At 72.8% G+C, this 8,251-nt stretch carries 5 protein-coding genes and 1 pseudogene; 3 read left to right on the forward strand and 3 right to left on the reverse strand.

Annotated features, from left to right (window positions below; translation table 11 throughout):
* Positions 1 to 6: 6 nt before the first annotated feature.
* Both ABZ920_RS27970 and ABZ920_RS27975 read right to left on the reverse strand, forming a co-directional pair.
* Positions 7 to 1,011: a sugar ABC transporter permease gene (locus tag ABZ920_RS27970; RefSeq protein WP_361510708.1), complete on the reverse strand. Its 1,005-nt coding sequence runs from the start codon at positions 1,009 to 1,011 to the stop codon at positions 7 to 9.
* Positions 1,012 to 1,125: 114 nt separating this feature from the next.
* Positions 1,126 to 2,397 (reverse strand): extracellular solute-binding protein, encoded by a 1,272-nt coding sequence (locus ABZ920_RS27975; RefSeq protein ID WP_361510710.1) that lies wholly within the window; start codon positions 2,395 to 2,397, stop codon positions 1,126 to 1,128.
* Positions 2,398 to 2,759: 362 nt separating this feature from the next.
* Between ABZ920_RS27975 and ABZ920_RS27980 the strand changes: the two genes are divergently transcribed.
* Both ABZ920_RS27980 and ABZ920_RS27985 read left to right on the forward strand, forming a co-directional pair.
* The gene (locus tag ABZ920_RS27980) at positions 2,760 to 3,890 is read left to right on the forward strand and encodes a LacI family DNA-binding transcriptional regulator (RefSeq protein WP_361510713.1); all 1,131 of its coding nucleotides are present in this window, start codon (positions 2,760 to 2,762) and stop codon (positions 3,888 to 3,890) included.
* Between the two features lie 99 nt (positions 3,891 to 3,989).
* Positions 3,990 to 4,841: a phosphatase PAP2 family protein gene (locus tag ABZ920_RS27985; protein ID WP_361510716.1), complete on the forward strand. Its 852-nt coding sequence runs from the start codon at positions 3,990 to 3,992 to the stop codon at positions 4,839 to 4,841.
* 29 nt (positions 4,842 to 4,870) lie between these two features.
* Here the strand turns inward: ABZ920_RS27985 and ABZ920_RS27990 are convergent, their stop codons facing one another.
* On the reverse strand, positions 4,871 to 7,876 hold the full coding sequence (locus tag ABZ920_RS27990; RefSeq protein ID WP_361510719.1) for a bifunctional [glutamine synthetase] adenylyltransferase/[glutamine synthetase]-adenylyl-L-tyrosine phosphorylase: 3,006 nt from the start codon (positions 7,874 to 7,876) through the stop codon (positions 4,871 to 4,873).
* Positions 7,877 to 8,189: 313 nt separating this feature from the next.
* Between ABZ920_RS27990 and ABZ920_RS27995 the strand changes: the two are divergent.
* Positions 8,190 to 8,251, forward strand: a pseudogene (locus ABZ920_RS27995) (response regulator); the annotation flags it as partial.

The following is an 8,251-nucleotide window of genomic DNA, read 5'->3' on the forward strand; positions in this document are numbered from 1 at the left end:
CCTGCCTCAGATCGCGAGCTGCTGCTCATTGCGGTTCAGCCACCGGCGGTAGAACGAGGTGAAGACGATCAGGATCGCCAGCAGCAGGATGCCGTAGGCGGCCGACTGCGCGAAGTCACGCGGCTGCTGTCCGAAGCCGAGGTGGTACGCCCAGGTGACGAGGATCTGCGCGTCCGGGGCGCTGTTGCCGAACAGCAGGAAGATCACGGCGAACTGGTTGAAGGTCCAGATGATGCCCAGCAGGACGACGGTGGAGCTGACGGACCGCAGGCCGGGCAGGGTCACGTGACGGAAGCGCTGCCAGGCGTTGGCGCCGTCCATCTCGGCGGCCTCGTAGAGCGAGGAGTCGATGGACTGCAGGCCGCCGAGCAGGGAGACCATCATGAACGGCACGCCGCACCAGGTGTTGACCATGACGGCGGCGAACCGCTGCCAGAAGGTGTCCTCCAGCCACAGCGGCGCCGGCAGGTGCAGGGTGTCCAGCGCCGAGTTGATGATGCCGCCGTCGGCGAGCATGAAGCGCCAGCCGAACACGGTGACGAACGTGGGCACGGCCCACGGCAGGATCAGCAGCAGCCGGTAGAAGGTCCGGCCCCGCAGCTCCTTGTTCAGCAGCAGCGCCAGCCCGAGCCCGATCGAGTAGTGCAGCGCCACGCACAGCGCGGTCCAGACGATCGTCCAGATGAAGTGCGACCAGAACCGGTCGTAGGACGTCGGGCCGAACAGGATGTCCCGGTAGTTGTCGAGCCCGATGAACTCGTACGTGGCGTCGATGTGGTTCACGCCGATGGTGCGCGCGGTGTTCAGGCTGTTGGCGTCGGTGAGCGTCAGGTACAGGCCGTACACCAGCGGGTACAGCACGAGCACCCCGAGCACGACCGCCACCGGGGCGATCATGGCGTACGCGTACCAGTGCCTGTGGTACCCGTGCTTCAGGCGCCGGCCCAGCCCGGGCCGGGGTCCTCGCTCACCGCGCCGCTTGCCGGTCGCTCGGTCGATGGCGACTGTCATGGTTCGACAACCTTCTCGAGGGTTCGAAGATCAGGGGGTGGGCCGGGGCGGCAGGCCGGCGGCCGCCGGATCCGCCCGCTCGCTTCGAGGGGCGGATCCGGCGGCCGGAGGGCCTCACTTGCCGAAGTCGGGGACCAGCTTGGTGAAGGCGAGCTCGACGTTGCTCAGCCCCTTGTCCAGGGACTCCTTGCCGCCGGCGATCTTGGGCAGCTCGGTGTCGAGCGGAGTCCACAGGGAGCTGTACTCGGGCAGGGCCGGGCGCGGCCGGGCAGCGGCGAGCACGCCCTGGTAGCCGGCGATGCCGGGGTCGGCCTTGACCTGGGCGGTGTAGGCGTCCGCGCGCGTGGGCAGCGTGGAGTTCTTCAGCGCGATGGTCTCCTGCGACTTCGCCGAGGTCATGAAGTTCACGAACTTCAGCGCCGCCTCCTGGTGGGCCTTGTCCGAGCCGGCGTAGACCGAGAGGTTGTGGCCGCCGGTCGGGGCGCCCGGCTTGCCGGCCGAGCCGGCCGGGACGGTGGCGATGCCGAGGTTGGCCTTGTCCTTGAAGGCGGCGCCCTTGTAGAAGTTCGTGATCTCCCAGGGGCCCTGGATGATCGCGGCGACCTTGCCGTTGACGAAGGCGTCCTGGATGTGGGCGTAGGCGTCCGCGGTGGTGTCCGCCTTGTGCAGGCCCTTGCCGGAGAACAGGCTCAGCCAGGTGCCGTAGGCCTTCTTGGCGGGCGCCGAGTTCACCGTGATCTTCTTGGCGGAGGCGTCGACGGTGTCGGTGCCCTCGCCGTAGAGGAAGGTCTGGGCGTAGTAGCCCTGGGTCGAGCCCCAGTAGCCGTCGACGCCCGTCTTGTCCTTCACCTTGGCGGCGGCGGACTTCAGCTCGTCCCAGGTCCGCGGCGCCTCGGTGACGCCGGCCTTCTGGAACAGCTGCTTGTTGTAGACCAGCGCGAGGGTGTCGGTGACCAGCGGCGCGCCGTAGGTCTTGCCCTGGTACTGGGCCTGCTCGATCAGGCTGGACTGGAACTGCTTCTGGTCCGCCAGGGCCTCGGTGCCGTCCAGCGGCAGGAAGAAGCCCTTCTTGGCGAAGGCGGGCGTCCACCCGACCTCGGAGCGCAGCACGTCCGGGGCGCCCTTGGAGCCGGCGGCCGTGTCGAACTTGTTCTGCGCCTGGTCGAAGGGCACGTTGACGTACTTGACCTTGATGTCCTTGTGGGCAGCCTCGAACTGCTTCACCAGGGCCTGGTACGTCGGCGCCTCGTTCGTGGCGTTGGAGGTGTCCCACCAGGTGATGGTCACCGGGCCGTCCGACTTGCCGTCGCTGTCGCTCCCGCCGCACGCCGTCGCCGCCAGGGCGAGGGACGCCACCAGCGCGGTGGCCGCTATGCCACGCCGCATGAGTTCTCCTTGAGGGTGAAAGCCCGTGAACAGGGGGCGGGCCCGTCCGCCGCCCCTGCCGACTTGCCGACTGCGCCGGTGGGGGTCCCCGCTCGGGCGAGGCCGAGAGGGGGAGGCAGCCGGGCGACGGTGAACGTAACAGCGATGTAAGCGCCGCGAAAGACCTTGCAGCAAAAAAGTGCAAGAGATCGAGGGAGTTACCGGTCCGTGACCTCCCCTCCTCGTGCGCGTCCTCCTGGTTTCCCGCCGTTCAGCGGGCCACTGGACACTTGTGCAAGACTCTGCAAGCTCTTGCCATGCCGCCGCGACGGGGAGACCATCGCCTTGCGGACGGGACGCCGACCAGAACACGAGGGAACGCGATGACGCAGCAGCCCGCAGCGGGCCGCACCAGGGCCCGCGCCAGGCGTGCGGTCGGTGGGCAAGCCCCCATACGACCGGTACAGTCCAATTCCGTGACCACCACACGGCTTGCCGACATCGCTGCTCAGGCGGGGGTGAGCGAAGCGACCGTCAGCCGCGTCCTCAACGGGAAGCCGGGCGTCGCCGCCACCACACGCCAGTCCGTGCTGGCCGCCCTGGACGTGCTGGGCTACGAGCGCCCCGTCCGGCTGCGGCAGCGCAGCGAGGGCCTGGTGGGCCTGATCACCCCGGAGCTGGAGAACCCCATCTTCCCGGCCCTGGCCCAGGTCATCGGGCAGGCGCTGACCCGGCAGGGCTACACCCCGGTGCTCGCCACCCAGACGCCGGGCGGGTCCACGGAGGACGAGCTGACCGAGATGCTGGTGGACCGCGGCGTCGCCGGCATCATCTACGTCTCCGGACTGCACGCGGACACCACCGCCGACATGGAGCGCTACGAGCGGCTGCGGGCGCAGGGCGTGCCCTACGTCCTCGTGGACGGCTTCTCCCCGAAGGTGCAGGCGCCGTTCATCTCCCCCGACGACCGGGCCGCCATGACGCTGGCCGTCACCCACCTGGTGTCCCTCGGCCACACCCGGATCGGCCTGGCCCTCGGGCCCAAACGGTTCGTGCCCGTCCAGCGCAAGATCGAGGGGTTCGTCCGCGCGGTGCAGGACCAGCTCGGGCTGAGCGCCCAGACGGTGGAGTCGGACCTCGTCCAGCACTCCCTCTACACCCTGGAGGGCGGCCAGGCCGCCGCCGCGGCGCTCATCGACCGGGACTGCACGGCGGTGGTGTGCGCCAGCGACATGATGGCGCTCGGGGCCATCCGGGCGGCCCGGCAGCGGGGCCTGGAGGTGCCCCGGGACGTCTCGGTGGTGGGCTTCGACGACTCCCCGCTGATCGCCTTCACCGACCCGCCCCTGACGACGATCCGCAAGCCCGTCCCGGCGATGGGCCAGGCCGCGGTGCGCACGCTGCTGGAGGAGATCGGCGGAACCCCCGCGCCGCACAGCGAGTTCGTCTTCATGCCGGAGCTCGTGGTGCGCGGTTCGACGGCGTCGGCCCCGGGCGACCGGCATCGCCCCTGATGCGGAGGGCCCCGCGTCGGCGGGACGGGGCCGTACGGCCGCGGAATCCGGCCAGGGGATGATCGGGGGGCGGCGGCTTTTCTGGCAGACTCTGTACCCATGGGTGAGACGACCGTGACGCGACCGGAAGGCCCCGAAGAGGCCGTTCCGCACCCGGTCACGGAGCAAGCCGGGCAAAGCGTCCTGCACCGGCTGCGCACACCCGGCCGGCCCCGGCTGTGGGTCGAGATCCTGCTGATCGCGGTGAGTTACTGGACCTACTCGCTGATCCGCAACGCGGTCCCGGAGCAGAAGGCCGAGGCCCTGCGCAACGCCTCCTGGATCTGGCGCGCGGAGCACGAGCTCGGCATCGCCGTCGAACGGTCCGTCAACCACGCCGCCGACTCGGTGACTTGGCTGATCGTCGGGATGAACTACTACTACGCCACCCTGCACTTCGCGGTGACCCTCGCAGTCCTCGTGTGGCTGTACCGCGGCCATCCCGGACGCTACGCGGCGGCCCGACTGGTGCTGTTCGCGACGACGGGTGTCGCCCTGGTCGGCTACTACCTGTACCCGCTGGCCCCGCCGCGGCTGATGAGCGGGGGCGGCTTCGTCGACACCGTCCAGGTCCACCGGACGTGGGGCTCGATGGCCTCCGGCGACCTGAAGCACATGTCCAACCAGTACGCCGCGATGCCGTCGATGCACATCGGGTGGTCGCTGTGGTGCGGCGTGACCGTCTTCGCGCTGGCGGCCGTGCCGTGGGTGCGGGTGCTGGCGCTGCTGTACCCGGCGGTGACGCTGGTGGTCATCGTCGCCACCGCCAACCACTTCTGGCTGGACGCCGTGGGCGGCGCGCTGTGCCTGGCGTTCGGCTTCACGGTGGCGTTCTGCTGGTACGGCGCCCTCCCGCACGCCCTGCCCCGCCCCGTCCCGGCGCCGAGGACCGCGCTGCCCACCCGGGCGTGACCCCCGGGCGGCGCGCGGGCCCGGGGACGTCAGCCGCCGTAGAACAGCTCCTCCACGACCGCCCGGGCCCGGCGGGCCGTGCGGCGGTAGTCGTCCAGCATCTCCCCCACGTGCCCCGGCCCGTATCCCAGGTACCGCCCCACCGCCGCCAGCTCCCGCGGCTCCGTCGGGAACGTGTCCCCCGCCCGGCCCCGCACGAGCATCACCGCGTTGCGCACGCGCGTCGCCAGCACCCACGCCTCGTCGAGGATCGACGCGTCCTCCTCCGACAGCAGCCCGGCCTCCCGTGCCGCCGCCAGCGCCGCCCGGGTCCGCGTCGTGCGCAGCGCCGCCCGACCCGCCCCGTGCCGCATCTGCAGCAGCTGCACCGTCCACTCGACGTCGGACAGCCCGCCCGGCCCCAGCTTGGTGTGCAGCTTGGGGTCGGCGCCGCGCGGCAGCCGCTCGGACTCCATCCGCGCCTTCAGCCGCCGGATCTCCCGCACCGCGTCCTCGTCGAGCCCGCGCTCGGGATACCGCAGCGGATCGACCAGCTCCACGAACCGGCGCCCCAAGTCCTCGTCCCCGGCGACGGGCTCGGCCCGCAGCAGCGCCTGCGCCTCCCACACCAGCGACCACCGCCGGTAGTACGCCTCGTACGACTTCAGCGTCCGCACCATCGGCCCCGACCTGCCCTCGGGCCGCAGGTCCGCGTCGATCAGCAGCGGCGGGTCCGCGCTCGGGATCTGCAGCAGGCGCCGCATCTCGGCGACGACCCGGTTCGCCGCCTCGGCCGCCTCCCGCTCCTCGACGCCGTCCTGCGGCTCGTGCACGAACAGCACGTCCGCGTCGGAGCCGTAGCCCAGCTCGTGCCCGCCGAACCGCCCCATGCCGATGACGGCGAACCGGGTCGGCAGCGTCTCGCCCCAGCCCTCGCGCACGACCGCCCGCAACGTCCCCGCCAGCGTCGCCGCCGTCAGGTCCGACACCGCGCCGCCGACCCGGTCCACGAGCGCGCCCTGGTCGGCCTCGGCCGGCTGGGCCTCGGTGCCGTACGAGCCGACGACGTCGGCGGCGGCGGTGCGGAACAGCTCCCGGCGCCGCACCCCGCGTGCGGCCGTGACCGCCTGCTCGGCGCTGCCCGCCCGGCGCACGGCGGCGAGGATCTCCTGCTCCAGGTGGGCCCGCCCGCGCGGCTCCAGTCCGCTTCCGTCGCCGTCGCCGAGCAGCGCCACGGCCTCCGGCGCCCGCATCAGCAGGTCGGGGGCGAGCCGGCCCGCCGACAGCACGCGCGCCAGGTTCTCCGCCGCGGCGCCCTCGTCGCGCAGCAGCCGCAGGTACCAGGGCGTCTTGCCGAGCGCGTCGGACACCTTGCGGAAGTTCAGCAGGCCCGCGTCCGGGTCGGCGGAGTCCGCGAACCAGCCCAGCAGCACGGGCAGGAGGGTCCGCTGGATGGCGGCCTTCCGGGTGACGCCGGAGGCCAGCGCCTCCAGGTGGCGCAGGGCCGCGGCCGGGTCGGCGTAGCCGAGGGCGACCAGCCGTTCGCGGGCCGCCTCCGGCCTGAGCCGCGCCTCGCCGGGAGCGAGCTGGGCGAACGCGTCGAGCAGCGGGCGGTAGAACAGCTTCTCGTGCAGGCGACGCACCACGGACGAGTGCCGGCGCCACTCGCGGGTCAGCTCCCCGACCGGGTCGGTGCGCAGGCCGAGGGAGCGGCCGAGGCGGCGCAGGTCGGCCTCGTCCTCGGGCAGGAGGTGGGTGCGGCGCAGCCGGTACAGCTGGATGCGGTGCTCCAGGGAGCGCAGGAAGCGGTAGGCGTCCTCCAGCTGCACCGCGTCGGCGCGCCCGACGTAGCCGCCCGCCGCCAGGGCCTTCAGCGCGTCGAGGGTGGTGCCGCTGCGCAGGGAGGCGTCGGTGCGGCCGTGCACCAGCTGCAGCAGCTGGACGGCGAACTCCACGTCCCTGAGGCCGCCCGGCCCCAGCTTCAGCTCGCGCTCGACCTCCGCGGCGGGGATGTTCTCGACGACCCGGCGGCGCATCTTCTGCACGTCGGCGACGAAGTTCTCGCGCTCGGCGGCCTGCCAGACCAGGGGGTCGAGGGCGCGGACGTACTCCTCGCCGAGCTTCGCGTCGCCGGCCACCGGGCGGGCCTTGAGCAGCGCCTGGAACTCCCAGGTCTTGGCCCAGCGCCGGTAGTAGGCGACGTGGCTGCTGAGGGTGCGCACCAGCGGGCCGTTGCGGCCCTCGGGGCGCAGGTTGGCGTCGACCGGCCAGATGGAGCCCTCGACGGTGGTCTCGGAGCAGATCCGCATCAGGTGCGCGGCGAGCCGGGTCGCGGCGCGCAGCGCCTTGCCCTCGTCGGCGCCCTCCCCGTTCCCTGCGGGCTCGCCGACGAAGATGACGTCGACGTCGGAGACGTAGTTCAGCTCGTGGCCGCCGCACTTGCCCATCGCGATGACGGCGAGCCGGCAGGCCGCGGCGTCCTCGGGCGCGGCGTCGCGGGCGATGCGGAGCGCGGCGCGCAGGGTGGCGGTGGCGAGGTCGGCGAGTTCGGCGGCGGTCTGGGCGACGTCGATGGTGCCGCACACGTCGCGGGCGGCGATGGACAGCAGGCAGCGCCGGTAGGCCACGCGCAGCGACACCGGGTCGTCCGCCCCGGCGAGCCCGCGTTCGAACTCCTCCAGGCCGGGATGCAGGTCGTGCGGCTCGTAGGTGACGAGCGCCCGCCAGTCGCCGGTGTGCCGGGCGAGGTGGTCGCCGAGCGCGGCGGAGGCGCCGAGCACGCCGAGCAGCCGGTCGCGCAGCGGCTTGGCCGCTATCAGCGTGTCGAGCAGTTCCCGCCGGGCCGTGGCGTCCGGCTGGGCCTCCAGGAGCCGGACCAGGCCGCCGAGCGCGAGGTCCGGGTCGGCGGTCGCCCCCAGCGCCTCCAGCAGCACGGGGTCGTTGCGCACGGGGGCGAGTTCCGGCGCCTCGAGGAGCCGTTCGGCGGCGGCGGCTTCCGTGAAGCCGTGCCGCAGCAGCCGTGTGAAGGTACTGCTTCTGCGCCCCGGCGCCGTCATCCCGGCCTCCCGTCGGATCAGGTTCGTCCTGGCCAGAGCCTAGCCCGACTGCCCGGCGCAGGCGCCGGGGCGGGGCCGGGCGGGGCCGGGCGGGGCGGGGGCGGTGGGCTTCCGCATGGCGGCGGGGCAGGGTGGTGGTTCTGGGGCCGGGCTGGTCGTCTGCGGTGGCGCCGGGGCGGACCGGGGGCCCGGGCTGGTCGTCTGCGACGGACCGGGGCGGACCGAGGTCCGGGCTGATCGTCTGCGCTGGGGGCGGGAGGGTGGCCTGGTGGTGAGTCCGCAGGGGCGGCGGTGGCCACCGCCTGCGCCGAGGCGGGGCTACGCGGCGGGCGCGGTGGACTACATCTCCAAGCCGTTCGACCCGTGGGTGCTGCG

The sequence above is a fragment of the Streptomyces sp. NPDC046831 genome, from assembly GCF_040645305.1.
GTDB lineage: Bacteria > Actinomycetota > Actinomycetes > Streptomycetales > Streptomycetaceae > Streptomyces.